Genomic DNA, 25,643 nt, shown 5'->3' with positions numbered 1-25,643 from the left:
TCCTCCTGATGTGACGCACGAGGTCGCGCGCCGGAACGGTCGGTGACGGGCACGAGTCTGTCCATCCGGCGTCATCGGCACATCGGCCCGGCGGCCTGAGCCACCTTCGACCAAAGGCGAAGCGGTGATCCGCCTCTGGTCGGAGGAGGGACTGTCCCCAGGTCTGCTGATCCGGCCGCACGGCTTCGCCACAATGGCCGGATGGACAAGGACGTCGCGCCACGACTCGGAGGGTGGCAGCAGACCTGGCGGCTGGCGGCGGCCGCGGCACTGGGCATCCCCTTCTGGCTCTCCACGGCAGCGGCGCTGCCGCCGGGGTGCGCGACCGGCACGTGTTCCTGGTTCGTCACCGGTGATCCGCTGGTGGCACTCGGCTGCCTGGCGGCGCTTCTGTGGCGGCGACGGTTCCCGCTGGTGGTCGCCATGGCCGTCGCCATCGCTTCGGGCGTGTCGACACTCGCCATCGGTGCCTCGCTGCTGGCGCTGTGCGCGATCTCCACGCGCCGTCGTGCGGTGCCGATCGGAGTTGTCGCGCTCGTGTACGTGGCGGCGTCGCAACTCACCCTCGTGCTCTATCCGGTCACGAGCCCGCCCGGCTCGACCTGGCTCCAGCTCGCCCTCACGGCGTTGACCGCGGGTATCGCGGTGGCCATGGGCATGGCCATCGGCGCACGACGTGTCGAGATGCGGTTCTTGCGCGACCGGGCAGAGAGTGCGGAACGGGAACAGGCGGCACGGGCGGGGCAAGTTCGGGCCGAGGAGCGGAACCGCATCGCCCGGGAGATGCACGACGTGCTCGCGCACCGGATCTCCCTGGTCGCCCTGCAGGCCGGTGTGCTGGACCACCGCGGCAGCCTCACCACTGAGGAGAACCGCTCCCTGATCCGCGGCATCGCCGACGGCTCCCACCAGGCGCTGGAGGAACTTCGCGACGTCCTCGGTGTGCTCCGCGCCGACCCGGGCAGCCCCGAACCGCCACAGCCCTCCCTCGACCGCATACCGGACCTGGTGGACGACGCCCGCGCCTCCGGACTGGACGTCACGCTCACCATCACGGTGCGGGGCAAACCGTCCGACGTCGTCGGACGAACCTGCTACCGGGTCATTCAGGAGGGGCTGACCAACGCCGCCAAGCACGCCCCCGACGCCAACGTACGCATCTCTGTTGAAGGAGCGGCCGGGCACGAACTGCACGTGAGCGTCGACAACTCCCCGTCCGCCAGGACGACGACTCGGCCGCCGGCATCAGGGTTCGGCCTGCTCGGTCTCGCCGAACGGATCGCCCTCGCCGGCGGAGAACTCAGACACCACCCGACAGACGAGGGCGGGTACGTCCTCGCGGTGCGACTACCCTGGCCGAACCACGATCACGAAGAGAGAAGCTGAGTGGACGACGAGCCGGAGCCGGTGCGTGTCGTCATCGTCGACGACGAACAACTGGTGCGGCTGGCGCTGCGACTCGTCATCGACGGTGAACCGGACCTGACCGTCGTGGCCGAGGCTGCCGACGGGGACGCCGCGCTCACCGTGGTGGAAGAGCAGCGGCCGGACGTCGTGCTGATGGACATCCGGATGCCGGGCCGTGACGGTCTCAGTACGACGCGGGAACTCCTCACCCGGCCGGTGCCGCCGCGGGTGCTCATGCTGACCACGTTCGACTCCGACGACCTGGTGCTCGGCGCGCTGTGCGCCGGAGCACTCGGCTTCGTCCTGAAGGACACCCCGCCGGCCCGGATCCTCGACGCGGTGCGAACAGTCGCGGACGGGAACCCCGTGTTGTCCCCGGCGGCCACGGCACGAGTGATCGCCGCAGCCACCGGGCCGCAGTCATCCGAGGCCCGCCGCTCGTCCCGCGAAGCCGCGCGGAGACAACTGTCCGCGCTGACCGAACGGGAACTCGACACCGCCCGGGCCATCGCGGACGGGCTGGGCAACCCGGAGATCGCCCAGCGGCTGCACATCAGCATCGCGACCGTCAAGGCGCACACGGGCAACCTGTTCGCCAAGCTGGCGGTCGACAACCGGGTGCAGATCGCGCTCATGGTCCGCGACGCCGAGGGGTGACCGGGTACACGTCATCCGGCAGGCGGACGACTGACCCGGGTACCCCGGCGAGGCTCTTCGCAAGGCCGTGCAGCACAGGCCGCTGGGCCATCTCCATCGCGAAGTCGTCGGCCAGTTCGAGGATGGTGGGGCCCGCCGGGTGACGGCCCGGTGCGCCGGCCCTCACCCGGGGACGTGGTCGGGCTTGCTCCCTGTTCCTCCTGTCAGAGGCCGGGCGGGGCCGTGGAACTACCTGCTCCGGTCCCGGCCGCATCCTCCGCCTCAGCGAGCACCGACACGAGTTCGGCGCCGAGTTCGGGTGTCGCCGCGACGACGCCCGACCAGCGGCGGGTGAGATCGGTGTCGAAGGTGAGGAGACGGCCCCGGGTGTCGAGGACCGCCCCACCCGCGGCCGGGACCATGACCGCGGCCGCCGCCAGGTCCACCAGTCGGTGCGTGTCGGAGCACGCGTCGGCGAACGCGTCGGTGGCACCCTCCGCCACCAGCGCCGCCTCCAGGCAGGTCGTCGACAGGATGCGGACGCGATGGGCTCGCGAGGCCGCCGCCCACCAGGCCGCCGCCGGACCCGGCTCGGCGGTGTGCGGGCGCAGCATCGACAGGGCCGAGCCGACCAGCTCACGGCGGCCCGAGGTACGGTACGGCACCGGACGGTCGCGGTGCGCCCACCAGGAACGGCCGGTGTCCAGCCACACCGTGAACGCCTCCGTGAACTCCCCGGCCACCGACACCGCACCGGCGAACGCGGTCAGTGGGACGCCCGCGGCGCCGTTCGCCGAACCGTCGAGCGGGTCGATCACCAAGGAGATCTCGGAGCCCTCGTCCAGCCAACCGGACTCCTCCGAAAGGACGTTGACGTGGTGCGCGTCGAGCGCCCGCAGCACGGCGTCCTCCACCAGGCGGTCGATCCGCATCGTGGGGGTGCCGTCGGCGCCCTGCGCCACCGTCTCGGCGAGTGCCTCGCGGCTGTGGGCGGCGCGGGCCTCGCGATAGGCGCTCAGGGCCGCGCCGGCCGCGGCGGCCAGCGCGGGGTGGGCGTTCTCGTGCGCGGCGGTCATCGGGTCACCGCCCCGGCGAGCAGCCGAGCGAACGACAGTGGAGCCTCCGCCTTGTCCTGGGTCTCCTCCGCGAGCAGGGACATACGCAGGGTGTGCTGGCCGCCGTGCACGGTGAGCACGATCAGGTCGGCCCGCAGGCCGGGCGCCAGCGAACCCCGGTCGTCCAGACCGGCGGTGCGGGCCGCGCCCGAGGTGATCAGGGACACCGCGCGGTGCAGCGGGACGATTCCGCGTCCGGCCAGGTCCAGCACCGCGGCGAGCAGTGTCGTCGGCATGTAGTCGCTGGAGAGGTTGTCCACCAGGTCCAGCGCGATCAGCTCCTCGGCGGAGACGTTCCCGCTGTGCGATCCGCCGCGCAGCACGTTCGGGGCGCCCGCCACGACCGGCAGTCCGGCCGCCTTCGCCGCGCGTGCAGCCTCGACGGTGGTCGGGAACTCGGCGACCGCCGCGCCGGCGGACCGCACCTCTGCCACCTGCTCGGCGCTCTCCACGTCGTGCGCCAGCAGCCGCACCCGGCCGGCCCGCGCCCAGGAGCCCAACTGCTCCAGCGTGCGCAGCCGTTGGGCCAGACCCGACGAGCGGGACTCGATCCGGTCGCGGACGTAGGCCGCGGCCCCCTCCGCGTCGAGGTTCTCCGACTGCTGGATCATCGCCCGGAAGGAGTCGAGGTCGCGGTACTGGCCCTGTCCCGGGGTGTGGTCCTCGTAGCTCACCAGCGGCGGCACGTCCTGGGCCGGGAGCGCCGCCAGGGTGTCCCGGAGGACCTTCAGAGCATCGGCGTCCCGCGCGTCCAGGCGGTGCAGCAGCCGGTGGTCGACGAGTGCCTGACCGGAGGCGGCGCGCTCGCGCACCGCCGCGGCCAGCTCCAGCGAGCGCTCGATGGTGCGGTCCTTGTAGACGTTGGTCTGGTAGCTGACCGCGTGGTGCATCGTGGTGACGCCCGCCGCGCGGACCCGGCCCTCGAAGCTCGCCACCGCGAACTCCGGGGCGAACTCCACGGTCGGACGCGGGCGTTGCTCCTTCTCCAGGGCGTCGCTGTGGGTGTCGACGATGCCCGGCATCACCAGCGCGCCGCGCAGGTCCTGGGCTTCGGCCGGCACCTTGCCGGGCACGACAGGACCGGCCGCGACGACGATGCCGTCCTCGACGACCAGCAGCGCGTCGTCCACGGTGCGGTCGGGCAGTACGGCTCGGGCGTGAGCGAAGACATGACGGCTCATCGGGCCACCTCCAGCGGCAGAGTCGGGTCGTGCAGGATGTCGCCGGGCGCGCCCGAGGCCAGCACCCGGCCGCCGCCGAGCACCACCACGCGCGTCGCGAGGCGTTCGATGGCGTCGAGGTCGTGGAAGACGGACAGCACCGCGGTGCCGGTGTCCTCCAGGCGCGCGATCAGCCCGAGGACGGCCTCCCGGTTCGCCGGGTCGAGCGCCGACACGGGCTCGTCGAGCAGCAGCAGCCGGGGCGGGGCGATGGTGCCGGCCGCGATGTTGACGCGCTGCTTCTGCCCGCCGGACAGCACGGTGGCGTGCATGTCCCAGAGGTTCTCGGCGATGTCCACCTGGCGCAGCGCCGCCGCGGCGGCGTCACGGGCGGCCGCACGGTCCATGCCGCGGGCGGTGCCCGAGGTGGCCACGATGTCGAGGACGGACCGGCGCGGCTGCGGACGCAGGAACTGCGACACGTAGCCGATCTCCCGGCCGCGCAGGTCGGCGGCCTCCGCGTCGGGCAGCGCCGCGACGTCCACGAGTGACCCGTCGGAGGTGCGGAACCAGATGGCGCCGCCGCCCGCCAGATACGTGCGGTAGACGCAGCGCAGCAGGGTGGACTTGCCGGCGCCGGACGTGCCGGCCAGCGCCACGTGCTCGCCGGGCCGCACGTCGACGTCGACGCCGTGCAGGGCGCCCACGGTCCGCCCGTCGACGGTGTGCAGGGTGAACGACTTGCGCAGGCCGCGCACCGAAAGGACCGTGTCGTCGGGGACCGGGCCGACGGGCGCGGGAACGGGTACGGGGGTCGTGGTCGGGTTCACTGCGATCATCCTCGGGCCGCCGCGATGAGCTGCTGGCTGTAGGGGTGCTGGGGGTCCTCCAGCAACTGGTCGGTCAGGCCGGACTCGACGACCCGGCCGTGCTGCATCACCAGGACCCGCCGGGTGAGCATGTCGATGACGCCGAAGTCGTGCGAGACGACGACCGCCGCCACCCCCGTCTCCTCCAGCAGGCTCCGCAGCAGGTCGAGGACCCCGGCCGCGACGGAGGCGTCCAGACCGGTGGTGGGCTCGTCGAGCAGCAGCACCGGCGGCTCGTTGGCGAGCGCCTTGGCGATCTGTACGCGCTGGCGCATGCCGCCGGAGAAGGTGCGCACCAGGTCGTCCATGCGGCTCAGGGGCACCTCGACGCGCTGGAGCAGGGCTGCTGCCCGGTCGCGTATCTCGGCGTAATTGCGCCATCCGACGGCGGTGAGCGGATCGGCGATGTTGCCGCCGGCCGTCACGTCCAGGTTCAGTCCGGCGGCCGGGTCCTGGTAGACGGCCGCGAGGTCGCGCAGCCGCAGGCGGCGCCGGTCCGACGGGTCGAGGGTGTTGAGGTCCACCGCGCCGTCGGCGACGCCGCGCAGCCGGATGCCGCCGGCGGTGGCCCGCTCGTCACCGGCCACGCACCGCATCACGGTCGACTTGCCGGAGCCGGACTCGCCGATGATGCCCAGGGCCTCGCCGGGCGCCACGTCGAAGGACACGTCCCAGGCGGCGACGACCGCGCCGGTCTGCGGCGAGACCGCGGTGCCGAACTCGGGCCCGGTGCCGGCCAGCGAGGCCGGGCCCGGATCACCGTAGACGCGGCCGAGACCGCTCACCTTGAGTGCCCACGGGGGCGGAACGGGGGTGGTGTTCACGCGTGCTGCTCCTCGTCGTGCTGCCGGACCTCGGCCTCGTCCAGTACGCCGCCGTCGGCGACCGGGATCCAGGGCCGCCCGGGGATCGGGTCGGGGGCGTCGCCGGAACGGCGCCGGCGGCAGAAGTCGGTGTCCGAGCAGACCCAGGTGCTGAACGTGCCGTCCGCACCGGGCTCCTGGACGATGTACGTGTCGGCGGAACCGCACAGCCGGCACACGGCGCCGGGCGTGAACTCCGCCTCGAACGGGCGGTCCTCGAAGGTCAGCGGCTCAACCCTGGTGTGCGGGGGCACCGCGAACAGCCGCTTCTCGCGCCCTGCGGACAGCACGGTGACCGCCTCGGAGTCGTTCAGCTTGGGCACGTCCCAGCGCGGGATCGGGCTCGGCGTCATCACGTACCGGCCCTCGACGAGCACCGGATAGCCGGCCGCCGCGGTGATGACGCCGTTGTGCACGACGTCCTCGTAGAGGCGGACCCACATCTTGGAGTAGTCGGCCTCGGCGTGCATGCGCCGCTGCTCGTCCATCTCCTTGACGATCCCCGCGAGCGGTTCGGCGCCCGGCACCTGGAGCACCAGGACCTGACCGTCCGTCAGGGGCTCCTCGGGGATGCGGTGGCGGGACTGGATGACGTCGGCGGCGCGGGTGTCGGTCTCCTCCTCGCAGCCGACGTGCTCGGTGACCAGGCGGCGCAGGTTGGAGGCGTTGACGCCGGCGTCCTCGCCCTGGTCGATCACCTTCAGCCGGGAGTCCTCGCCGACGAGGGCGAGCGTGGCCTGGAGACCGCCGGAGCCCCAGCCGCGCGCCACCGGCATCTCCCTGGAACCGAACGGCACTTGGTAGCCCGGGACGGCGAGCGCGGTGAGGATGGAGCGGCGGATCTCCCGCCGCGACAGTTCGTCGAAGATGCCGGGCCGCGGAGCGGGACCGGCCAGCCGGGTGGTCAGGCCCTCGGCCGGGCCGACGGGTGCGGTGGTCATGCGGATCCTTCGGATCGGGGGTGGTACGCGCGGGCCGCCTCCGCCCGGTCCAGGACCGAGCGGTGTTCGACGTGGTGCGGCAGGAGCAGGTGCTGGAGATAGCCGGTGGCGTCCAGCCCGTCGAGGGTGAGCAGTACGTCGTACTGGAGGTCGGACGCGCCGTCGTGGTGGGCGAGCAGCAGGTCGAGGCCCGCCATGGAGATCGCCTTGCGCTCGTTGTGGCCGAGGCAGACGCCGTAGCCGACGTCGAGGTGGGTGGGCAGTTCGCCGGCCTTGGGCAGGCTGTGGAACGTCTGCACCTCGCTCACCCGCACCCCGGCGACCCGGACGGGCCGGCCGGTGAAGGGGTGGGCGACGCGGACCGGCAGGGCCCCGTGCCGGAGTTCACCGGGAACCTCGTGGCCCGCGGGCCGCCAGTCGGAGCCGTACCACACGTGCAGCAGCGACCCGGTGTCCGCGCGGGCCATCGTCTGCAGCCACGCCGAGCGGGGCACGCCCGGGCGGACCGGCCGCCGCGTGATGTCGTACGGGTCGGGATCGTCGTGGGGTGCGGCCGGGCCGACCACTCCCATCTCACGGAAGACGGACAGGACATGACCGGGCGTCCGCTCCACTGCGTCGTCGCCCCTGTCCAACTGGTCCTCTGGCGAGCCGTGTTGGTGACCATGGACGTGGCTGTGCGTGTGGTCGTGTGCGTCGTCCGGGCGTGCGGTGCGGTGCCGTTCGCGGCCCTGGCCCTCCGGCAGCAGGTCCAGGAGCCGGCCCACGTAGTCGAGCGTCCGGCCGAGCACCTGGCCGCCGGGCGGGTTGCGGAACGCCGAGCTGATCCGGCGGGCCACCCGCAGTTCGCCGGTGTGCACCGGGTCGGAGACGGCGAGCCGGGGCAGCGCGGTGCGGTGGGCGCGCAGCAGGTGTGCCGCGTCGACCGGGTCGCCCCCGGCCTGCCGTAGGGCCCGCGCCGCGTACGTGGGGGCCCACAGGCCCGCCTCGCCCATCACGCGGTCCACGGCGAGGGGGAGCCGTTCGAGTATCTGGTCGAGCCCGAGCCAGGCGGGCGTGGCCTTGGTCGTGGTGGGGGAGTCGATCACGGTCACCGGGCCACCTCCGTCCGCTCGGGCGCGGCCACGGCGGCGTGCACCGCACGGATGCGGTCCAGCGTGGAGCGGAAGTCCACGTAGTGCGGCAGCTTGAGGTGTTCCAGGAAGCCGGACGCCTCCGGGCCGTCCAGCGCGATCAGCACGTTCTGCTCCAGTCGGTCCGTCACCGGGTCGCGGTGCACCATCAGGTCGAGCGCCGCCATCCCGAGGGCCTTGGTCTCGGCGTCGCCCAGGCACAGGCCGTAGCCCGCGTCGAAACGGCTGCCGTCGAGGCGCGGCCGGTCGTCGGGACGGACCGTGCGGGCCTCGGTCACCGGCACTCGGGCGACGGTCACCGCACGACCGGTCACCGGGTGCGGCATCCGCAACGGCAGCCGCCCGTACCGCACTTCGAGCGCCACGTCGGACGCGCTGTGCCGGGGCGAGCGGGTGGCCGTGTACCAGAGGTGCGTCAGCGACCCGGTCTCCGCCCTGGCCAGCGCACTCAGCCGCGCCGACCGCGGGGTGCCCGGCCGGGCGGGCGCACGGGTGATGTCGTACGGCTCCGGGTCGGCGGGGTCGCTGCGCGAGGCGAGCAGTCCGGAGGCCTCCAGACCGTCGTCGAGCGGCGCGGGGCGGGTGGGGGAGTGATCGGGCTCGTGCCCGGGGGTGTCGGCGCGCGTGTGTGCGGTGGTGCGCAGCGATTCCTCGGGGGTGAGGTCGAGGATGCGGGGCGCGTATCGGCTTGCGGGGCCCGGGAGTTGGCCGCCGGGCGGATTGCGGTGTGCCGGCGCGACACGGCGGGCGGGGCGCAGGTCGGTGGTCCCGGAAGGCAGGCTGTAGCCCAGCCGGGGCAGCGTCGACCGGTGGGCGCGAAGGAGCTGCGCCGCCTCCAGCAGGTCGCCCTGCGACTGGCGGACGGCCCGGGCGGCCAGTTCCGGCGCCCACAGGCCCGCCTCGCCCATCACCCGGTCCGTGCCGAGCGGGAGCCAGGCGGTGATCTGGTCCAGATCGAGCCAGGCGCTCTCGCCTCCGTAGCGGGCGGCGCGCACCAGGCGTTCGGCGGCGGCGATGGCCTCCTGGCCGCCGCGTACTCCGGCGTACCCCATCAGGCGGCCTCCGCCGTACGGACCCGGGTGGTGCGGGGGAGCCCGGCGACGCGGCCGTCGGCGGCGACCAAGAACACGTCGACACCGCAGGGGAAGGACGAATTGGCGCGAGCCAGCGCCTCCAGCACGGTCGGATCGAGGCCGCGCACCCGCAGCCGGCGTTCGGACCCGTCGGGTATCCCGGGGCCCGACAGCAGCAGGTCCACGTCGTGCGGTCCGTCCCCGTCGAGCGCGTCGACCGACGCGAACAGGCGGGCGCCGTTCTCCGGGGCGAGCGGGGTGCCGACGGCGAGAGCGGTGATGTCGTCGGCGGTGACCGGGCGCAGGGCCACGACCGTGCGGGCCCGGGAGAGTTCGGCGTGCGGCGCGGAGGTGGCGGCGTGCAGCGCCTCGGCCCACAGCGTGTCGTCCGGCGAGGCCAGGACGTGGGTGCGGACCTCGACGTCCAGCAGACCGCAGGCGGCCAGCGCGGCGGCGGGAGCGCCCTCGGGTACCTCCAGCTCCCGGACCCGGCCCGGCCGGGCGAGTACGTCGAGCAGCGCGGTGAAGTCCCGCTGCGAGGCGACGGACGTACGGCGCAGGGCACGGACCTGGTCGGCGGCCGAAAGGCCGGAGCCGACGGCGGTACGGGGCTGCGGGGCGAGGGTGGGGGTCTCGGTCATACCAGCTCATCGAAGGTGACGGTGGTGGCGGTGACGTCGGCCCACTCGGCGGCCTCCTCGGCGGCGAGCCGCGCCGCGACCTCGGCGCAGACCGCGTCGATCTCGGCGGCGGCCGGTCCGCCGGTCTCGGCCAGCGCGTCCAGCAGGGCGCCGGCGAGGGCGGCGACCCGGTCGTCACCGGGGCGCATGCACCAGCCGGGGACCCCGGCGACCTCGACCGAGCACTCGGTGACCAGGACCTCGCCGAGGTAGAAGCGGGTCTCCTCGACGGGCTCACGCACCTGGAGGACGACCATCCCGGTCTCGGGGCCCTTGAACACGGTGGGTTCGGGATCGTCCGACGCGGCGATCAGCCGCTCGGCGAGCGGGACGATGTCGTCGTGTCCGGCGGCGGCCAGCAGCTCGCACCGCCGTTCACGGGAAGCAGGGGAGGGCACAGGAACTCCTTGTCGCATGGGCGTTGTTGCAGGGGGACTTCGGGCCGCCGTGGGCGTGGGCCTTGGAGCGCGGAAGGCGCGCCGGGCCGTGCGGGGGCGCAGGTCGGCGGGCGGGCCCGGCCGTGCACCGGGAAGGTGGCACGGTGGGCGCGAGAGGCCGACGGCGTCGTCGCCACGAGGAGGGAAGGGAGCCGCCGGCGTCGTTGCCGCAGAGCGGGGAACGGGTGGGATCGGACGAACGGAGTGGTGGGGCAGGGGCGAGGGATCAGGCGGTGGCCGACGGCCCGTCGAGTTCGACGATGATCCGGGTGCTGTCCGGCCGGGACCAGGTGGAGCTGCACATCACCGCGCGCCCGGACCCGGCGTCCCGGCTCAGGCTCTCCACCAGCCACACGGGCCGGTTGTTCTCCGTCTCCAGCCCCTCCGACACACGGCTGTCCGGCAGCACGCTGCTCACCCGGCACCAGGCGCGGACCGGGGTCACTCCGCACATCTGCCGCAGGATGGAGTCCAGCGACTCGACGGCGTGCACGGCCGCGTCCAGCTCCGGCAGCATGTCGACCGGGATCCACTCCTGGGACCAGCCGTTGAGCAGTCCGTCGATGTACGACTGCCGGGTCAGTAGATGGACCGCGCTGCCCGCCTCGCGCTCCAGGCGCTCGGCGACGACACCCTCGATCGTGACCGTTCTTACCTCGCGCACCACGGTGCGCAGTTCACCGCCCGCCTCGCGGACGGTCTGGTGCATCGAGGGGGCACGGCTCTGCGAGAGCACGTAGTCGAGGGGGCGGTTGACGAAGGTGCCCGCGCCCCGGACCCGGCGGACCAGATAGCGGCCCTCCAGCTCCTGTACGGCGGACCGAGCGGCGGCCCGGCTGACGCAGAAACGCGCGGCGATCTCGTGCTCGCTCGCGACGCGCGTGCCGACCGCCTGATCGGCGATCTCCGCGGCGAGCACCTCGGCAATCTCGGTGTATCGGCTTCGTCTGGGCACCTGTTCACTCTCGCCTCGCGAGTTGTCCGGACAGGTTGGCGGTATGAACGGTTCCGGTTCCGGCAGGTGAACGGTGGGAGCAGTTGTCGTAGCGCCAGGAATTCCGGCCGGGCCGTCTCGGGGACCGGCAAAGCCGGAGGCCGCCACCCCGTTGCGGGACGGCGGCCTCCGGAGGTGTCACGGGGCGTCAGGCGTAGACCTTGCGCACCCAGACGGCGAGGCCCTCGATGAGCAGCACCACGGCGAGCACCATCAGCACTACCGAGGTCACCACCGGGAACTGCAGGACACGGGCGGCGTTGAGCAGGTCGTAGCCGATGCCGCCGGCGCCCACGATGCCCAGCAGCGTCGCCGAACGGACGTTGACGTCGAGCTGGTACAGCAGGTGTCCCACGATCGCGGGCCAGGCCCGGGGCAGTACGGAGCCGAAGAACACCTGGTGCCTGCGGGCGCCCGTGGCGGTCAGCGCGCGGGCCGGACCGGGATCGGTCTCCTCCAGCGAGTCCGCCACCAGCTTGCCCAGCAGCCCGACCGAGCCGATGCCCAGCGCGAGCGCCCCGGCGACGGCGCCGAGCCCGGTCACCACGACGAACACGATCGCCAGGACCAGTTCGGGCACGGCCCGCACCATCAGGACGAGCGTGCGGAAGAAGCGGGCCACCCGGTGGGAGCCGACCACGTTGCGGGCGGCGAGGGCGCCCAGCGGCAGCGCGAGCACCACGCCGATGAACGTGCCCGCCAGCGCGATCTGGAGCGTAACCCACAGATCGGCCCACAACTGCCCGGTGATACCGCCGGTACTGGGCGGCAGGAAGTCGCCCAGCGTCGGGAAGAAGGACTCGGTGCCGCGCCTGAGCGTCCGCCACGACAGCCCCGCCCCCCATGCCGACGCCACCAGCAGGGCGAGGCCCAGCACCACCCAGGTGGCGCGGCGCAGGCGGGGTGCGTCCCAGCGGGGCAGGGTGCGCGGCGCGCCGGCCGCCTCCTGCGCGGGGGACCGCTTCGGCTCGGGCTCGCGCAGCTGCGTCAGCCGCAGGGCTTCGGTGCGCCGCGCGCGGCGGGAGGTCCGGGCCGTGGTGGTCACGTCCTGCAACAGCGTGCGGCGGATGGCGCCGGAGACCGACTCGGCCACGAAGCAGAGCACCAGCAGGACCAGCGCGACGGCCATGGCCCGCCGGTAGTTCAGCGTGCCGATGGCCGTCGACAGCGCGTACCCGAGCCCGTTGACGCCGACGAAGCCGAGCACGGCCGAGGCGCGTAGGTTGATGTCGAGGCGGTGCAGCGCGGTCGCCACCAGGGAGGGCAGCGCCTGTGGGAGCACGGCGCCGGTGATCTGCTGGAGCGCGCCCGCCCCGGTCGCGCGGAGCGCGGTGCGCGGCCCCTCGTCGATCTGCTCGAAGGCATCGGCGTACAACTTGCCCACCATGCCGACGGAGTGGATGCCGAGCGCCACGACACCGGTCATGCCGCCCAGACCGAAGACCCGGAACGCGGCGATGGCGAAGACCACTTCGGGCACCGCCCGGCACAGCACGATCACCGTGCGGGAGACGCCCCGCGAGGTCCGGCCGGGGGTGGTGTTACGGGCCGCCAGCAGGGCCAGCGGCACGCTGAGCACCACCGACAGCAGGGTCGCGCTGATGACGATGGCCAGCGTCTGCCAGGTCAGCGACAGCAGTTCGCCCGCGGGCGGGAAGTCCAGCGGCACCGTCCGGGACAGGAAATCGACGCCGTTGCCGGCGCTGTCGACGAGAGTGGCGACGTTCAGGCGCAGCGCGACGAACGCCCACACCCCACCGCCCACACAGACCAGCAGCGCCGTCGCCGCGCTCAGCCCGGCCGCTGTCGGCCGGGCCAGGGTGCGCCGTGCCTGATATTGCTCGCCCTCTCCGCCCGGGTCGGGGGCGGGGACCACGCGGGGACGTTCTTCGACGACGGGCACTCAGGCCCCCTTCCCGAGGGCCGTCGACGCGACCGGCTCGCCCACGGCCGTGCCGTCCGCGTGCGCCGGATCGACGGAGACCGTGGCGTCGGCCTCGACCGCCTCGTACAGCCGCATCACCGTGGCCCGGTCGATGCCGCGGGTCGCGACGTCCATCACGACGCGGCCGGAACGGAGGCCGACGACGCGGTGCGCCCAGGACAGGGCGAGGTCGACCTGGTGCAGGCTGCACAGCACGGTCAGTTCACGCTCCTTCGCGACTCGGGACAGCAGACGCATGATCTGCGCGGAGGACTCCGGATCGAGGGAGGCCACGGGCTCGTCGGCCAGCAGCAGCGCGGGCTCCTGCATGAGCGCGCGGGCCACCGCCACCCGCTGCTGCTGGCCGCCGGAGAGGGTGTCCGCGCGCTGGAACGCGTGCGCGGCGAGACCGACCTGCTCCAGACCGTCCAGCGCCCGCTCCCGTACGGCCTTCGGATACGTCGGCAGGCCGAGGCGGGGACCGCGCAGCGAACCGAGCGCGCCGGTGCAGACGTTCTCCAGCACGGTGAGCCTGCCGACCAGGTGGAACTGCTGGAAGACGAAGCCGATCCGGCGGCGCAGCGCCCGCAGTTCGGCCCGCCCGGCCCCGGCCAGGCGGGTGCCGAGCACGGTGCCGTCGCCTGCGGTCGGTGCCTGGAGACCGTCGAGATGAGAGAGCAGCGTCGACTTGCCGGACCCGGACAGCCCGAGCAGCGCCACCACTTCGCCCGGCCGCACGTCGAACGACACGTCGTCCAGGGCGAGCAGAGAGCCGCTGCCGCTGCCGAACCGCTTGGTCAGACCCTCGAGCCGGATCACCGGCTCCCCGCCGTCCGCCGCGGCGGCGACGCGCGGGGTGTCGGCGGCGGCCGGGACGGCGGCCGTCACGAGCCCGCCTTGCACTGGGCGTCCTTGGTGGCGTCGCAGACGGCGCGGACGCTGTCGTAGTCGGCGTCGGCGACCTTCGTGAAGCCCCAGTTGCCGTCGATCATGCAGCCGTCGCCGGAGCAGTAGCCCTTGGACTTCATGTAGTCGGCGTTCGCCTTGGTCAGGAAGGTGTCGATGACCTTCTTGCGCAGGCCGGGCTCCAGGTCGGTCGAGACGGCGGCGGGGGAGCCCGGAATCTCGTCGGACTTCCAGACGACCTTGATCTGCCCCTTCTTGATCTTGCCCTGCTTGATCAGGTCGCTGTCGACCATGGTGTCGTAGGCGAAGCCCGCGTCGCAGTCGCCCGAGGCGACGGACAGCACCGAGGCGTCGTGGCCGCCGGCCATCACCTTGGTGTAGTCGGCGGGCTTCACTCCCTCCTCCACCAGGCCGGCCTGCGGGTAGAGGTAGCCGGAGGTCGAGGTCGGGTCCACGAAGCAGACCTTGTGGTTCTTGAAGTCCGTGAGGCTGTTGATCTTTTTGTTGCCGCTGAGGGTGATGCCGTACGAGCGGTAGCCCGGCTTGGCGTCCTTCGCGGTGACGAGCGAGCCGGCCAGTTCCACGCCCACGTCGCTGTCCTTGGCGACGACGTAGGAGAGCGGACCGTAGAAGGCGATGTCCGCCTTGTGCGCCCGCTGCGCCTCGATCACGGCGGCGTAGCTGGTGGCCTTCTGCATCTGGACCTTCTTGCCGGTCTCCGCCTTCAGCAGCTTGATGACCGGTGCGTAGGCCTGGGCGAGCGAGTTCGAGTCCTCGGAGGGGATCGCCGCGACCACCAGGGTGTCGGGGTCGCGCCCCGCCGAACTGGAGCCGTCGTCGGCCGCACTCTGGCCGCAGGAGGTCAGCACCAGCGGGAGCAGGGCCGCGGCGGCGCAGAGAGGAACGCGGAGGTGGCGGTGCATAGGTCGTCCTTCGAACGTCTCGGGCGGTTGGGTCACCGGTGAGCACGCCCACCATCGGGAGAGCAGGTGTGCGTACCCGAGGCGATCGGTTACGGGCGGCTTAACTCCGGGGAAGGCAACGAGGCGCTTGACCGGACAACCTGTGGACACCCTGCCATCCGCCCTACGGTCGACTGTCCGGCCGTAGTGGCCAAGGCCAAGGCCAGGGGCAGTGGGGACAACGGCTTCCGAGTGCGTGTGCTGGGGCGTGGCTTCGGTCGTCAGGGCGAACTCCTGCAGCTCGTCCCGACGGCCGGCGTGGGGACGAGCGGCTGCGGGTGGTGGTCACGCCAGGTGGGAGACCTGGTAGTGGGCGATGGCCCAGCTGTGGTCCGTCTCCTGGAGCAGGATGCCGAGGCTGACCGTGAGTGTGGGGCGGTCGGTGAAGGAGAAGTCGACGCTGAGGTAACCGAGGATCAGGTGGTCGGCCGGGCGGCGCGTCTCCAGGATGCGGTAGTCGGCCCTCAGGCCGAGGGGCTGCGCGTCGTAGTAGGCGGTGATGCCGGGGCGGCCGACGGTGTAGGGGTGCAGGCCCTGGAAGACGGCGTCTTCGGTGAAGTGGGCGGCGATCCGGTCGGGTTGGTGCTGGTCGACCGCCTCCTTCCAGCCGTCCAGGACGCCGCGCAGGATCTTCTCTTCGCTCGCGGTGGTGTGGTGCATGGCGAAACTCCTGGAGGTCGGGGGTGTTCAGTGGCCGGCGCTCATGCCGCCGTCGACGTGGAGGATCTCGCCGGTGATGAACGGCGCCTTCTCCAGGTAGAGAACGGCGTCGACGATGTCGGAGATCTCGCCGATGCGGCCGACGGGGTGCAAGCCGTCGAGGAACTGGTGTGTCTCGGGGGCGTGCATGGGGGTGCGGATCGTGCCGGGGGAGACGGCGTTGGCCCGAATGCCGCGGCTCGCGTACTCGATGGCGAGGGATTTGGTCGCGGACTGCAGGCCGCCCTTGGTCAATGAGGCGAGTACGGAGGGGACCCGGGCGTCGGCGTTGTCGACGAGGCTGGTGGTGACGTTGACGATGTGGCCACCGCCCTGGGCGAGCATCTGGCCGATGGCGAGCTGGGTGAGGCGGAAGAACCCGGTCAGGTTCACGCCGACCACGGTTGCGTAGTCCTCGTCGGTGTAGTCGGTGAAGGGCTTGGCGAGGAAGACGCCGGCGTTGTTGACCAGAGTGTCGATCCGGCCGAAGCGTTCTACGGCGGCGGAGACGAGGCGGTCGGCGGTGGACGGGTCGGAGATGTCGCCGGGGACGGTCAGCACGCCCGCGTCGTCGGCGTGGGCGATGGTGCGCGAGGTGGCGACGACGGCGTGGCCGAGCTTGCGGTAGGCGTCGACCAGGCCTGCGCCGATGCCCTGGGAGGCCCCGGTGATGACGGCAACCCTCTGGATGTTTAACGTGTTCATGACATGTCTCCTGGACTCCCGTCGAGCACGGGTACGCGGCTCGCTGGGGGCGGGGTTCTTCGACCGCGGCTCCAGCCGCCGGTCGGTTCCTCGACAGTAGGCACCGTGTCCCATGCCGGGCAACGCCCTACCGGCCCCGCCCCGGGACCGGGTTCCTCCCTGCTGGAAGGCCTGGACTACCAGCGCTGGTCAGCGCCCTTCGGCGGAGTCCGGCCGGTACGGGTCACCAGCCGGGAGCCAGACGTCCGGTGCGTGCAGTCCGAGGTCGCCGACCTCGCCGCACAGTGCGTCGGCCGCGGCGAGCACCACCGAACGCTCCTCGTCCGTCGCGCCACACCAGCGACACACGTCCAGTACACCCGCGGCCCTGCCACCGGGCGCCGGACCAGATGTCGGGCGGGAGGGCGACGGTCTGGCCCGCCTGGCGAGTACCACGACCGGCCGGGCCGGAGCGGCGCGCGTGGTCGAAGAACGCGGGGCCCGTCACCGCCGTCGAGATCCGCTCACCAGGCACGTGTCCTGGGAGGTTCCTGCGCATAGTCGTTCCACGACGACCAGGAAGCGGCGTCGTCGTCCAGCAGGACGACAGTGTCCCGCGCTCACCGGACCCGAACGGGCGCCGGGGACACGGCGAAGAGCCGGTCGGCGCCGACCAGGCGCGCCACCAGGCCGAGCCGTTCCAGGTCTTCGGCGCACCCGGCACACGGCGAGATCGCGAGGCTGCCCTCCGCGACCCTTGACGCCAGAGTGTGGGACGGCGCGATCCACGCGTCCACGTGCACTCTTGCCACCCCCGCGGCACGGGCGGCGGCGAGATCGGGTGGCAGCCAGTTGACGTAGCCGAGGCGCACTTCGGTTGTGATCCCGACAGCCGTCCGCGCCCGGATCGTGAGGTCATCGGCCCGGTCCAACAGGGACCGCACGTGCGGCAGCAGCGCGATGCCTGCCGCGGTCAGCGCCGCGAACGCCGGTCGCGCTCGAACAGCGCCACTCCCAGATCCCGTTCCAGCGCCTTGATCTGCTGGGACAGCGACGGTCTGCGATCAGCAGCCGGGCTGCCGCCCGGCCGAAGTTCAGCTCCTCGGCGACCGCGACGAAGTAGCGCAGCTGGCGAAGCTCCACGCGCCGATGCTACGGCCGGTGGGAGGCTCCGCCTATCACCAGGAGGACACCGGTCGTGGCGACGGCAGGTGCCGGGCGCACGATGAGGACATGGCTCAGCGCGCCACCACAGAAGCCCTGGGGCGTTGCCGCCGGCGCCGTCGAGGAAGGCAGAGGACCATGAACGAGTACTTGGTCGAGATCACCACCACCATTCCCGAGGGCACCACGCCCGAAGAGAGTCGACCGCCGCCGCGCTGCCGAGGCGGTGCGCGCCCGCGAACTGGCCGCCGAAGGCCACCTGGCGCGCCTGTGGCGACCGGTCGGAGAGCTGCGCAGCGTCGGTAGCCCTGGCGCGCTGCCGACAAGGACGAACTCCACGACCGGGTGCTCGGAACCCTGCCGCCGCGCTCGTGGATGACCGTCACGGTCACCGCGCTCGAACCCCACCAATGACGCTCCGAGCACCTGACCACTGTCGTCGCTCGGCCGTGTGAGCCTGATGAACCCGGATTCGCCACCGGCTGGACGCCAGGGACCTCCCCCGTGGTGAACCCGGGTACGTCCAGGCCCTGTTCCTGCAACCGTTGTTCACGCCCAGACGCATGACACATGACCGGCCTCCGAGGAGCAATCAGATGAGTTTCCCGTTTCTCGTGCCGAGCAAGGACGACCCGCGTTGGACCACCCGCGGCGGCGTGTTCGTGCGGCACTCGAGGGCGCCCGGCGGTGGCTCGCGGGCGACACGTACACGATCAAGATCACGGCGGAGGAGACGAACGGCTCCCTCGGGTTTGCCGAGGCCGTCGGCACCACCCGGGAACGGGCCTGTGGCCCACAGCCACGGCAACGAGGACGAGGCGTTCTACGTCTTGTCTGGGCAGCTCGAATTCCTCAACGGCGATGCCAGTTCAGATGGCAGGTCCCGGGGACTTCGTCTTCATCCCCAGAGGGACCCGCCACCGGTTCAAGAACGTCGGGGACGCCGACGCGCGGATGCTCTTCCTGTTCACACCAGGAGGGCACGAGAAGTTCTTCGTGGAGAACGGAGATGTCCCCGAGGCCGGAGGTACCTCGCCCGCCTGGGGTCCCGAGCGCGGTATGCGGCAGTGGTGGACGGCCTCCTTGCGCATCACGTCACGATCCTGCCCGAGGACGGATGAATCTCCGCAGCTGCCAGCTGAGGGTACCTGCGCGGTCGGGCGCCGTGGCCTCTGACGGCGCGGCCGCATCATCCTTGGGCGAGGGACGGACGGCGTGCCGCCATCACCCTTCGCGATGCTGAGCCACCGTACGGTGGTCGGCGGCGGCGATGGCCGAGAGAACGAGAACGATCGAGACCATGCCGAGCCAGCCGCCCGCACGCGACGCCATGGCGGCCAGCGGTACCGCGCACGCGGCTCCCAGAGCGCGGTCGGTGATCCGGCCGCTGCCCAGAGGCCCCGATAGGCGGCATGGCCCAGGAGGAAGACCGCGGTGCCGCTGCCGAGCCACCAGCGGTGAGCCGGCTGGTCGAAGGGGATGGATGACGTCCGTGATGCCGGCCGCGACCAGGATCACGCCGATGATCATGACGAGGTGCGCGCCGGTGAACGCGTAGTAGGCCAGCATCTGGCGGCGTTGCTCGGTGGCCCGCTCGAACTCATCGTCGGCGCGGCTCTCGTCGCCATCGAAGTACACCCACCACAGGCCCGATGCCACGGCGATGCCCAGGGCCACGCCCAGTGCCAACGGCGCGTCCCACCGCACGGCTGTCCGCGCTCTCGGCGCCGATCCTGATGGCCACGACCGATTCACCCAGCACCACCAGCAGGAGCAGGGCGTGCCGCTCCACGTGACCGAGCGACCGGAGCGGCTCAGCCTCCGTACCTTGATGGCCTTGTTAGACATCCTGGACTGCACCATCATCGACCTGATCGAACCGCTACCGGCCCGCCGCGCATAGGAAAAGGCCCTGGGCGGCGGTGGTGTGGCGCCGACGGTGATCAACCAGCGGCCAACTGAGGATGCTCACCGCTGCCGTGATGGAGAGCCCTGCTCCGGCCCCTCCTGTGCGGTCGCGACGAGCCGGAGGCGGGTGGTGAGACCGGGCAGGTCCTGGCCGCTGAAGTGATCGGTGAGGTGGTGCCGGACACTGCACGGAGAAAGGAGGGCCAGGCCTCCTGGAGGCGAGCCATGCCTGCATCGCTGAGGGTGGCGTTCCAGCCGCGCTTGTCCTGGGTGCTCTTGCTGCGGTTGACCCAGCCCTGTCGCTCCAGGCGGGTCACGGCACGGGTCATCCCGCTCACGGAAATGCTGCAGGCGACAGCGAGTTCGTTCATCCGCATCGTCCTGTCCGGGGCCTCGGAGAGTGCATGAGGGGTGTACTCGGACAGAGGGAGTGCGGTTGCGCGGACGAGGTCGGCGTCGACTGCGCGCGGAAGAGCGAGCATGACGCGGCTGAGTTCGCGAACGAAGGCTTCCTCGTCCTGGGTGAGGGGCTGCAGGGCTGCTGATCGGAGGACATGCCTCCACCATAGCTCCTTGACGCGTCAAGGAGTTCGATGTCTACTTGTCGCGTCAAGTAAATGCTTGACGCGTCAAGGAGATGGCCAACTGGGGCGTAGCCCCCACGAGCCCGAGGAGTTTCCCATGTCCGAAACGCAGCCCACCCCGTTCGGTGCCACCTCGACCCGCCGCAAGATGATCGGCACTCTCACCGGTCTCGGTGCGGTCGCAGCCCTCGCCGCTGCGACCGGTGCCGCCTCGGCGGACGGCCAGGACGCACCCGTCACCGAGATGCCCTCGGGCCGCTCGCCCCGTCAGATCGCCGCGGCCTTCTACGCCAGCTACAACGGCGATCTGGCCGCCGGATTCGAGCGGTACATCTCCAAGGACCTCGTGCTCCACGGTTTCGACGGCCCCAATGAGCGCTCCGCCTGGGTGGCCGGGGACCTCGAGCTGAAAGCGTCCTTCACCGGCTACCGGCTGGACGTCCTCGACCAGATAGCCGAAGGCACTCAAGGTCGTCACCCGCTGGATCCTCGGTGGTGTCCACACCGGCACGGTCCTGGGCATCCCGCCGTCCGGCCGCGAGGTCCACCTCAGCGGCATCTCCATCGACCGCATCGTGGGTGGGCAGTCCGTCGAGCATTGGTCGGAGGGGAATTTCGGCCGCTTCCTGGACACCCTCCGCGGCGCCCAGTCCTGACGCCGGATCAACGTCACCCCGACGACACGACGGGAGACACGACATGAACACCGAGTCGGACGTGACCAGAACAAGCGCATCGTGCGGGAGTTCTACGAGAGCTACCGCCTTCGGGATCTGCCAGTGTCCTGGGAACGTTACCTTCACCCCGATGTGGTGATGCATGTGCCGGGCTTCGACCGGAGGTCCTGGCTGGAGATGGACAGCAAGCTGATCGCGGCATTCGGCGACCTGGCCATCACCGTCTTCGACCAGCTCGCCGAGGCGGACAAGGTGGCCACCCTGCTGGCGGTTGGCCGGACACCATACGGGCAGCTTCCTCGACCTGCCGCCGACCGGACGCTACGCCGCGTTCACAGCGACCACCGTGGACCGCGTCGCGGACGGGATGATCGTCGACCACTGGTCCGATGCGGACTTCACGGCCTTCCTCCAGGACTTGGCGAAGGCGTAGCGCGAGGTGGCCGGCCGCTCTGCCCCAGCCCGTTCGTAGTCGTCTTCCCGTGCGGAACTCCTTTGGCGCCGTGGCAGAGAGTACGGGCCTCAAACCGGTTCCGATCAGGAACGCCTTCGGGTAGACGACCCGGAGCTGTTGGACGCGCCCGTCCCGGCGGAGCATGAGCCAGGAGAGGGTCGGCGGGCAGTGGTGCCGGCTGCCGTGTGTGGTGGTGACGGTCATCTCCCAGATGTCGACGTCCCGTCCGGCGGTGACGTGGTGCAGGCGCTGGCGTACGCCGTCCTCCAGGAAGTGGCGCATGACCGGGATGGGAGTGGCGGTGTTCGCCGGGGCGGGTGAGCCGGCCGGTCATCTGGCTGTGAGCGGGCCACAGTTCGCTGATCTCGCGGGGGAGTGTGCCTGATTCCCAACCGGTCAGGGTGGCGAGACCTTCCTCATGGCTGGCTTTGGTGCGCCGGGCCGCGTCGTCGTGGGCCTGGTCCGCGGTTGCGAGGAGCAGGCGGGCCAGTTGGGAGCGGGCCTGGTTGAGGCGGCTGCGCACCGTGCCGACCGGGATGTCGCAGGCAGCTGCGATGTCTTCGTACGAAGTGGTGGCGGTGAAGTAGTGCAACATCACCACCAGGCGCAGCTTGGGGGTCAGTTCACCGATCGCGTCCCAGATCCAGTCGCGAAGGGCGTGCTGCTCGATGACCTGTTCGTGGTCGTCGGGCAGGTGTGGGCGGAGGTGGTCGAGTCCGTCGAGGCCAGGGACCTCTCGTGCGGAGCGCAACCGCATTCGGGCGTTGTTGCGGACGATGGCGCGCAGCCAGGCGCCCACGGCGTCCGGGTCGCGAACGTCCCCGATGCGGCGCAGGGCGGTCAGGGCGGCGTCCTGGACGACGTCCTCGGCGTCCGGGCCGTGCCCCAGCAGGTTCAGGGCCACCGCGTGCATGCGGGCCTGGTGCCGGGCGAGGAGCAGACCGAGGGCGCCCGTCTCTCCCGCCTGGGCGCGGCGGGTGAGGTGCGCATCGGTGAGTGGCTCGACGGGTTCCATGACCACCTCTTTCGAGGGCCAAGTGACGGGTTCCGGCCGGAAGGTGGACCGCGACGTCCCGCTTCCGGCCGGTCAGGTGTGCAGCGTAGGCCCGGTAGGGCAATTCCTCAGCCCGCGGCGCGTTTGATCAGTGCGGCGACCTCGGCGGGACGAGAGACGTGAGACGGAGTGGCTGCCACCGGTCTCGGTGATGTCCGCGCCGGCTCGATCGGCCATGGCGCGCTGCGCGGGGGCGGGATCATGCGGTCCTCGCTGGCGATCAGGTAGTAGCTCGGTTTGCCGTACCAGGCGGGGCTGGTGATCGCGCCCTCAAGTGCCTCGATGCCCCAGGGGACTTGAGAGTCGGCCAGGAATTGCGCTTCTCCGGGTGGCAGGTCCGCGGCGAAGGAGGCCGCGAACTTGGCACGGTCGAGGTGGAGGAAGCCGCCTTGGGGCGGCAGGATCGGTGGGACGGGGGCGCCGGGCGGCGGGTCGGCGATGAGGGTGTTTACGGACTCGCCCTTGTCGGGCACGAACGCAGTCACGTACACGAGGGCGGACACGTTGTCGTGGTTGCCGGCCTCGGTGATGACGGCCCCGCCGTAGGAGTGCCCGACCAGGACGGTCGGCCCGTCCTGCGCGTCGAGGGCCAGGTGGGTCGCGGCGACGTCTCCCTCCAGGGAGAGCGTGGATTCTGCACGATCCGTACCTGGTAGCCGTCGGCGTGCAGCAGGTCGTAGACCCCTTTCCAGCCGGATCCGTCGACGAATCCGCCGTGCACCAGGACGACGTTGCGGGCTTTCACTGGATTGTTCACAGTGCACCAACTCCCTCTCGTGTAGCGGCAGTCGACTCTGCGCTGCCGCTGGAGAACCGGACAGAAGCAAGATGCAGACGGTGGTGCGGAGTTCAATCCTCCGTGTGTGATGTGGGTCACACTGAAGGGTGTGCGGTTGAGTCGAGTGAGGCCAAAGTTCCGAGGAGGGAAACTGCAAGCGACGTGAACCGGGCAGAGAAGCTCGATCGTGCCGTGCGTCAGTATCCGAAGGGCGCGGATCCACGCCCCTGGATGACGACTTCGGCGGTGTGCGCGTCGAATGATGCGCTCCTGAAGTCCTCGGGGAGACGGTCCCCGATCCTCAGCTGAGTGTCTTCATCGTCGAAGATCTCCCAGGCGGCTCGTTCGTCCTCGGCGGTCAGCGTGCCGTGCCACGTCTTGCCGTTTCCCCTGCTCGCGATGGCAAGGGAGGCGGTGACCGGGTACTCGATGCCACTGGCGATGGCAGTAGCGGGTCCGTCGTAAGTCGTCATGGCGCCATAGTGGCCGACGGCATCGCGGCCGAGCCGGGGAATTGCGCCTCTTTGTGCGTCGTCCGGATCCGCGTCCATGTCCGCCCGGACGGTGCGGCTTGCCCTGTCGGATCGCATGTGACCGCCCCTACCGGCCACCGACGGCGTTCTTCGCCGCCTTGCCGGCCGGCGGAATCTGCAGTGCGGCTGTCACAGAACCGGCTGCTGTCCGGTCACAGGGATGACCGGGCGGCGTATCTCATGGCGCCGTCGGTGTCCTCGGCTGACGCTCTTCAGGAGGAGAACACCATGACGTTCACACACCCCGACGCACCGGCGCACGACGAACTGGTTCCGTCCTCGCTACGCGCTGAAGGTGGGCGACATCGATGTGACGGTGATCAGCGACGGCACGATGCAGATCGACGCCGGAACATTAGCCACCAACGCGGCCAAGGCCGACCTGTCCGCCTGGCTCAGTGACAACTTCCTGCCGGAGTTGCTCGTCTATCCGCTGAATGTCGCCGTGGTGCGCAGCGGCGGCCGGACCATCCTCATCGACTCCGGGCTGGGGACGGAGTTCCCGGGCTTTCCGCGGCTCGGGCAATTGGCCATGCGCCTGGACGCGGCCGGGATCGACCCCGCATCCGTGACCGACGTGGTGCTCACCCACCTGCACATGGACCACATCGGTGGGCTGCTCGTCGAGGGCTCAGGGGTCGGCTGCGCAGGGACCTGCGGGTCCACCTGGCCTCCGCCGAGGCCGAGTTCTGGGAAGCGCCCGACTTCTCCCGCACTGCCATGCCGGAGCCGGTGCCCGAGGTCCTTCGGCAGACCGCCTCGAAGTTCCTGGAGGTGTATCGCGGCCAGTTGAAGCCGTTCGAGACCGAGCGCGAGGTGGCGCCGGGTGTGACGATCGTTCGCACGGGCGGTCACACTCGGGACACAGCATCGTCCGCCTGGAGTCCGGCGGCGACCGGCTGACGTTCGCCGGAGATGCGGTGTTCCAGTGCTGGGTTCGACAACCCCGGCTGGTTCAACGGCTTCGAACACGACCCCGAGGAGGCAGCCCGCGTCCGGGTCCGGCTCCTGACAGAGATGGCGGCGAGTGGCGAGCAGCTGCTGGCGACGCACCTGCCGTTCCCGTCCGTGTGTCACGTGGCGGCGGCCGGCGAAGCTTTCCGCTTTCGTGCCGGCCGTGTGGGACTACTGACCGCTTGGAGCAGGAGCCGGCGGTGTCACAAGCAGAGCCCGTCCCCGGTCTCTACTGATAGAGGCATCAGGGAAGCCGAAAGGAAGTCCGTCATGAAGGTCGTAGTCATTGGTGGAACCGGGCTCATCGGCTCGAAGGTGGTCAGCCGGGCTCGGCGAGCACGGGCAGGAAGCGGTGGCGGCGGCGCCCAGCAGCGGGCGTCAACACGTTGACGGGCGAGGGGCTGGCCGAGGTGCTGCAGGGCGCCCGGGTCGTGGTGGACGTGTACCGAACTCGCCCTCGTTCGAGGACGAGGCAGTCCTGGAGTTCTTCCGCACGTCCACCACCCATCTGCTCGAGGCGGAGGCCGAGGCCGGCGTGGCGCACCATGTGGCGCTGTCCGTGGTCGGTACCGACCGGCTCCAGGGGAGCGGGTATTTCCGCGCCAAGCAGGTCCAGGAAGACCTGATCAGGACTTCCGGCATCCCGTACTCCATCATCCACGCCACCCAGTTCTTCGAGTTCGCGAAAGGACTCGCCGACGGGGTCACCGAGGGTGACACCGTGCACCTGCCCGATGCCAAGATCCGGCCCATGGTCTCCGGCGACGTGGCTGCGGCCGTCGGGCGCAGGGCGGTCGGTGAACCGGCGAACGGTGTGGTGGAGATCGGCGGCCCGAGGTGTTCGAGCTGGAAGAGTTCATCCGTATGGGACTGGCCGCTCTGAACGACCCACGCAAGATCGTCACGGACCCGCAGGCGACGCGCACTGGGGCGCCCCTGCTGCAGGAGGGAACGCTCGCTTCCCGGTCCGGACGCCGATCTGGGCGAGACGAAGTTCGCCGACTGGCTCGCACAGCAGAAGTAGTCCTCGAGGTGGTCCTCACCGAAAGGTGAG

29 protein-coding genes and 3 pseudogenes are annotated in these 25,643 nt (G+C 71.2%); 9 read left to right on the top strand and 23 right to left on the bottom strand.

The window, feature by feature from the left end:
- Window positions 1-201: 201 nt before the first annotated feature.
- On the top strand, window positions 202-1,386 hold the full coding sequence (locus tag RBJ77_RS48860) for a histidine kinase (RefSeq protein WP_372350856.1): 1,185 nt from the start codon (window positions 202-204) through the stop codon (window positions 1,384-1,386).
- Window positions 1,387-2,064, top strand: a complete 678-nt coding sequence (locus RBJ77_RS48855) for a response regulator (RefSeq protein WP_372350855.1) — start codon at window positions 1,387-1,389, stop codon at window positions 2,062-2,064. It begins immediately after the preceding gene.
- A gap of 203 nt (window positions 2,065-2,267) precedes the next feature.
- Here RBJ77_RS48855 and RBJ77_RS48850 read toward each other — a convergent pair whose 3' ends face one another.
- From RBJ77_RS48850 to RBJ77_RS48765, 18 genes and pseudogenes are all read right to left on the bottom strand, one after another.
- Complete coding sequence (locus RBJ77_RS48850; RefSeq protein ID WP_372350854.1) at window positions 2,268-3,119, bottom strand: inositol monophosphatase family protein; 852 nt, start codon at window positions 3,117-3,119, stop codon at window positions 2,268-2,270.
- Complete coding sequence (locus tag RBJ77_RS48845) at window positions 3,116-4,339, bottom strand: alpha-D-ribose 1-methylphosphonate 5-triphosphate diphosphatase (RefSeq protein ID WP_372350853.1); 1,224 nt, start codon at window positions 4,337-4,339, stop codon at window positions 3,116-3,118. Before RBJ77_RS48845 ends, RBJ77_RS48850 begins: the two co-directional genes overlap by 4 nt.
- The gene (locus RBJ77_RS48840; protein ID WP_372350852.1) at window positions 4,336-5,148 is read right to left on the bottom strand and encodes an ATP-binding cassette domain-containing protein; all 813 of its coding nucleotides are present in this window, start codon (window positions 5,146-5,148) and stop codon (window positions 4,336-4,338) included. The genes RBJ77_RS48845 and RBJ77_RS48840 overlap by 4 nt, the downstream gene beginning before the upstream one ends.
- A gap of 5 nt (window positions 5,149-5,153) precedes the next feature.
- Complete coding sequence (locus RBJ77_RS48835) at window positions 5,154-6,011, bottom strand: ATP-binding cassette domain-containing protein (RefSeq protein ID WP_372350851.1); 858 nt, start codon at window positions 6,009-6,011, stop codon at window positions 5,154-5,156.
- Entirely contained in the window at window positions 6,008-6,991 is a 984-nt protein-coding gene (locus RBJ77_RS48830) for an alpha-D-ribose 1-methylphosphonate 5-phosphate C-P-lyase PhnJ (RefSeq protein ID WP_372350850.1), read from the bottom strand. The genes RBJ77_RS48835 and RBJ77_RS48830 overlap by 4 nt, the downstream gene beginning before the upstream one ends.
- The gene (locus RBJ77_RS48825; RefSeq protein ID WP_372350849.1) at window positions 6,988-8,085 is read right to left on the bottom strand and encodes a carbon-phosphorus lyase complex subunit PhnI; all 1,098 of its coding nucleotides are present in this window, start codon (window positions 8,083-8,085) and stop codon (window positions 6,988-6,990) included. Before RBJ77_RS48825 ends, RBJ77_RS48830 begins: the two co-directional genes overlap by 4 nt.
- The gene (locus RBJ77_RS48820; protein WP_372350848.1) at window positions 8,082-9,176 is read right to left on the bottom strand and encodes a carbon-phosphorus lyase complex subunit PhnI; all 1,095 of its coding nucleotides are present in this window, start codon (window positions 9,174-9,176) and stop codon (window positions 8,082-8,084) included. The genes RBJ77_RS48825 and RBJ77_RS48820 overlap by 4 nt, the downstream gene beginning before the upstream one ends.
- A complete protein-coding gene (phnH, locus tag RBJ77_RS48815; RefSeq protein ID WP_372350847.1) occupies window positions 9,176-9,838 on the bottom strand; it encodes a phosphonate C-P lyase system protein PhnH in 663 nt (220 codons plus the stop codon). The genes RBJ77_RS48820 and phnH overlap by 1 nt, the downstream gene beginning before the upstream one ends.
- Complete coding sequence (gene phnG / locus RBJ77_RS48810) at window positions 9,835-10,275, bottom strand: phosphonate C-P lyase system protein PhnG (RefSeq protein WP_372350846.1); 441 nt, start codon at window positions 10,273-10,275, stop codon at window positions 9,835-9,837. The genes phnH and phnG overlap by 4 nt, the downstream gene beginning before the upstream one ends.
- 265 nt (window positions 10,276-10,540) lie before the next feature.
- A complete protein-coding gene (locus RBJ77_RS48805) occupies window positions 10,541-11,269 on the bottom strand; it encodes a GntR family transcriptional regulator (protein ID WP_372350845.1) in 729 nt (242 codons plus the stop codon).
- Window positions 11,270-11,456: 187 nt separating this feature from the next.
- Window positions 11,457-13,211, bottom strand: coding sequence for a phosphonate ABC transporter, permease protein PhnE (phnE, locus tag RBJ77_RS48800; RefSeq protein ID WP_372350844.1), 1,755 nt, complete (start codon window positions 13,209-13,211; stop codon window positions 11,457-11,459).
- Entirely contained in the window at window positions 13,212-14,120 is a 909-nt protein-coding gene (phnC, locus tag RBJ77_RS48795; RefSeq protein ID WP_372350843.1) for a phosphonate ABC transporter ATP-binding protein, read from the bottom strand.
- Window positions 14,117-15,061, bottom strand: a complete 945-nt coding sequence (locus tag RBJ77_RS48790) for a phosphate/phosphite/phosphonate ABC transporter substrate-binding protein (protein WP_372350842.1) — start codon at window positions 15,059-15,061, stop codon at window positions 14,117-14,119. Before RBJ77_RS48790 ends, phnC begins: the two co-directional genes overlap by 4 nt.
- 324 nt (window positions 15,062-15,385) lie before the next feature.
- Window positions 15,386-15,760, bottom strand: coding sequence for a hypothetical protein (locus RBJ77_RS48785; RefSeq protein ID WP_372350841.1), 375 nt, complete (start codon window positions 15,758-15,760; stop codon window positions 15,386-15,388).
- Between the two features lie 27 nt (window positions 15,761-15,787).
- A complete protein-coding gene (locus RBJ77_RS48780; RefSeq protein WP_372350840.1) occupies window positions 15,788-16,504 on the bottom strand; it encodes an SDR family NAD(P)-dependent oxidoreductase in 717 nt (238 codons plus the stop codon).
- A gap of 599 nt (window positions 16,505-17,103) precedes the next feature.
- Window positions 17,104-17,355, bottom strand: coding sequence for a hypothetical protein (locus RBJ77_RS48775; RefSeq protein ID WP_372350839.1), 252 nt, complete (start codon window positions 17,353-17,355; stop codon window positions 17,104-17,106).
- 101 nt (window positions 17,356-17,456) lie between these two features.
- A complete protein-coding gene (locus RBJ77_RS48770; protein WP_372351535.1) occupies window positions 17,457-17,513 on the bottom strand; it encodes a hypothetical protein in 57 nt (18 codons plus the stop codon).
- Window positions 17,514-17,554: 41 nt separating this feature from the next.
- A pseudogene (locus RBJ77_RS48765) lies at window positions 17,555-17,626 on the bottom strand (LysR family transcriptional regulator); the annotation flags it as partial.
- 159 nt (window positions 17,627-17,785) lie between these two features.
- Between RBJ77_RS48765 and RBJ77_RS48760 the strand changes: the two are divergent.
- Both RBJ77_RS48760 and RBJ77_RS48755 read left to right on the top strand, forming a co-directional pair.
- Window positions 17,786-18,061: pseudogene (locus RBJ77_RS48760) on the top strand (muconolactone Delta-isomerase family protein).
- 447 nt (window positions 18,062-18,508) lie between these two features.
- Window positions 18,509-18,823, top strand: coding sequence for a cupin domain-containing protein (locus tag RBJ77_RS48755; protein WP_372350838.1), 315 nt, complete (start codon window positions 18,509-18,511; stop codon window positions 18,821-18,823).
- A gap of 48 nt (window positions 18,824-18,871) precedes the next feature.
- Here the strand turns inward: RBJ77_RS48755 and RBJ77_RS48750 are convergent, their stop codons facing one another.
- Complete coding sequence (locus RBJ77_RS48750; protein ID WP_372350837.1) at window positions 18,872-19,324, bottom strand: low temperature requirement protein A; 453 nt, start codon at window positions 19,322-19,324, stop codon at window positions 18,872-18,874.
- Between RBJ77_RS48750 and RBJ77_RS48745 the strand changes: the two genes are divergently transcribed.
- Window positions 19,311-19,550 carry a helix-turn-helix domain-containing protein gene (locus RBJ77_RS48745; protein ID WP_372350836.1) on the top strand — a complete coding sequence of 80 codons (240 nt, stop codon included), beginning with the start codon at window positions 19,311-19,313 and terminating at the stop codon, window positions 19,548-19,550. The genes RBJ77_RS48750 and RBJ77_RS48745 overlap by 14 nt on opposite strands.
- Before the next feature lie 40 nt (window positions 19,551-19,590).
- Here the strand turns inward: RBJ77_RS48745 and RBJ77_RS48740 are convergent, their stop codons facing one another.
- Window positions 19,591-19,926, bottom strand: coding sequence for a MarR family transcriptional regulator (locus RBJ77_RS48740; protein WP_372345133.1), 336 nt, complete (start codon window positions 19,924-19,926; stop codon window positions 19,591-19,593).
- Between the two features lie 698 nt (window positions 19,927-20,624).
- Between RBJ77_RS48740 and RBJ77_RS48735 the strand changes: the two genes are divergently transcribed.
- The gene (locus RBJ77_RS48735) at window positions 20,625-20,795 is read left to right on the top strand and encodes an ester cyclase (protein ID WP_372345139.1); all 171 of its coding nucleotides are present in this window, start codon (window positions 20,625-20,627) and stop codon (window positions 20,793-20,795) included.
- Between the two features lie 292 nt (window positions 20,796-21,087).
- Window positions 21,088-21,249 (top strand): ester cyclase, encoded by a 162-nt coding sequence (locus RBJ77_RS48730; protein ID WP_372345132.1) that lies wholly within the window; start codon window positions 21,088-21,090, stop codon window positions 21,247-21,249.
- Here RBJ77_RS48730 and RBJ77_RS48725 read toward each other — a convergent pair.
- From RBJ77_RS48725 to RBJ77_RS48715, 3 genes are all read right to left on the bottom strand, one after another.
- Window positions 21,215-22,285, bottom strand: a complete 1,071-nt coding sequence (locus tag RBJ77_RS48725; protein WP_372350835.1) for an RNA polymerase sigma factor — start codon at window positions 22,283-22,285, stop codon at window positions 21,215-21,217. The genes RBJ77_RS48730 and RBJ77_RS48725 overlap by 35 nt on opposite strands.
- Window positions 22,286-22,392: 107 nt before the next feature.
- Window positions 22,393-23,088, bottom strand: coding sequence for an alpha/beta hydrolase (locus RBJ77_RS48720; protein ID WP_372350834.1), 696 nt, complete (start codon window positions 23,086-23,088; stop codon window positions 22,393-22,395).
- A gap of 211 nt (window positions 23,089-23,299) precedes the next feature.
- Window positions 23,300-23,653: a hypothetical protein gene (locus RBJ77_RS48715; protein ID WP_372350833.1), complete on the bottom strand. Its 354-nt coding sequence runs from the start codon at window positions 23,651-23,653 to the stop codon at window positions 23,300-23,302.
- 277 nt (window positions 23,654-23,930) lie between these two features.
- On the opposite strand from RBJ77_RS48715, the gene RBJ77_RS48710 reads away from it, so the two are divergent.
- Both RBJ77_RS48710 and RBJ77_RS48705 read left to right on the top strand, forming a co-directional pair.
- A complete protein-coding gene (locus RBJ77_RS48710; protein WP_372345131.1) occupies window positions 23,931-24,428 on the top strand; it encodes an MBL fold metallo-hydrolase in 498 nt (165 codons plus the stop codon).
- A gap of 431 nt (window positions 24,429-24,859) precedes the next feature.
- Window positions 24,860-25,613, top strand: a pseudogene (locus RBJ77_RS48705) (SDR family oxidoreductase).
- Window positions 25,614-25,643 lie beyond the last annotated feature (30 nt).

Source organism: Streptomyces sp. KL116D (genome assembly GCF_030766975.1).
Taxonomy (GTDB): domain Bacteria; phylum Actinomycetota; class Actinomycetes; order Streptomycetales; family Streptomycetaceae; genus Streptomyces; species Streptomyces longispororuber_A.
The sequence above is the reverse complement of the archived record's forward strand: the minus strand, read 5'-3'. Positions and strand labels throughout refer to the sequence as shown.